The sequence below is a fragment of the Bartonella sp. AA97HXZ genome, assembly GCF_042196985.1.
Classification (GTDB): Bacteria; Pseudomonadota; Alphaproteobacteria; order Rhizobiales; family Rhizobiaceae; genus Bartonella.
In genome coordinates this window covers 1-1,533 of record NZ_JBHIRC010000068.1, presented here as the reverse complement: position 1 = coordinate 1,533, position 1,533 = coordinate 1, and the positions used below count along the sequence as shown (strand labels likewise).

Annotated in this window: 2 protein-coding genes and 1 pseudogene; all 3 read right to left on the bottom strand. The window is 39.0% G+C overall.

The window, feature by feature from the left end; translation table 11 throughout:
- Positions 1–73, bottom strand: a pseudogene (locus ACFINE_RS09695) (exonuclease); the annotation flags it as partial.
- Between the two features lies 1 nt (position 74).
- Positions 75–869, bottom strand: coding sequence for an ERF family protein (locus ACFINE_RS09690; RefSeq protein ID WP_375612641.1), 795 nt, complete (start codon positions 867–869; stop codon positions 75–77).
- A gap of 81 nt (positions 870–950) precedes the next feature.
- Entirely contained in the window at positions 951–1,433 is a 483-nt protein-coding gene (locus tag ACFINE_RS09685; RefSeq protein ID WP_375621885.1) for a hypothetical protein, read from the bottom strand.
- Between the last annotated feature and the right edge of the window lie 100 nt (positions 1,434–1,533).

Sequence of the window (1,533 nt, the reverse complement as noted above, 5' to 3'; positions counted from 1 at the left end):
GTATGTTGTAAATGTTTGATGCGGTGACTTTACCCAAGCGCGCTTGAAACCATTCTGCTGTTCTTTGTTCCATCTCACACCGCCGTTTGTTGCTCTTGTGGCGTTGCTATATCGGCATCTTGTATAGTAGAATCTGTTTCTGCCTTTTGCCTGTTTTGTTTATCTTTCAAAAGATGTAATACCGTTTGTGCTTGTCCTTCAGACATATCGTCGAGCTTTTTGACGTTGACATAAGCAAGTATTTTTTCTTCTTCTGTTTGGGTTTGTACGACAAGTCTTCTGATTTCATTGATCTGTTGTGGAAAAGCCTTTTTAATAGGCGGGTTTCCATCTGTATCGTCTTCTTTACTTGCTAAATTAAGAAGCATGCCTAATAGGTATCTTCGTGCGTAGGTAAGTGTGGAACCAAGTGATTGTATGCTATTTTTAGAGCCTGTACTGTCAATTGGAAATGTTCCTTCTGTTGAGATTTGATTGTCTGAAGGATGAGACAGAGTTATTTCTATGGTAACGTTTTTTTCTGTTTGATTTTTAATACGATAAAACAAAGCAAATTTGTATGTTGCAAGCCCTTTCTTTACAGCATCAATGTACTGATCAAGTGTAGCGTATTTGCTGTTTGTATGGTTATTAATGGCGTTTTGTTCGATATTTTTATATGCCATTTGCACAGCCGAAAGATCACGGACAAAATTTTGGCGCTCTTGTCGTTTTATCTCTTGTTCTCTTAAATCAAGAAGACGCTCTAAGCGATCCATATCGACGTCACTGTCTAAGGCTTTATTTAAAATACGTTCCATGACAGTTTGTTCGACGGCTACATGATGTGTTTCTTCAATTTCTATTAGGTTAGTGTTTTGTTCACTCATCTTGATTTCCTACATTGCGCGCAATTCCCCCGTGGCGTGAATCACGCTGGTGTTTAAAAATGGTTGGTTGTTAGAAAGTGCTTATACGCTCTGCCTTTTCCTAGGGATATGTTCGGCTTTTCTACTATAACTAATATGTGTGCTGCCTGAAATACATGTGTTACCACATACAACAGCTTCACCACCAATATGAGCTTTTTCACAAATTTTGGCATTGCCGTGAATTTCGGCTATTCCGTAAACTTTCGCATTATCGAAAATATGTGCATTGGATTCAACACAAGCGTTTCCAAAAACATTAGCATTTCCATAAATACGTGCATTACATGAGATACGTGCTCGTCCAAATACTTGTGCATTCTCATAAATTTGAGCATTACTGCAAACCTTTGCCCTATCCCCAACCCAACAATCGCCCTCATGAGAGAGGTTACCTTCATGCTCTATAAAACCACCAAGATCACCTTTCTTGACCTTTCCAAAGTCTCTCAGTGCACGAATGCGACGAATTGGTCGACGATAGAGGATGTCTATTTCATCAGTAAGTTCATATTTCTTTTCCATGGTTTATTTCCTTGATTTGCGTACAATTCCCCCGTGGCGTGAATCACGCATGTGTTAAAAGTTGGTTTGGTTGTTAGAGTTTGGATTTTATAGGCTGCAT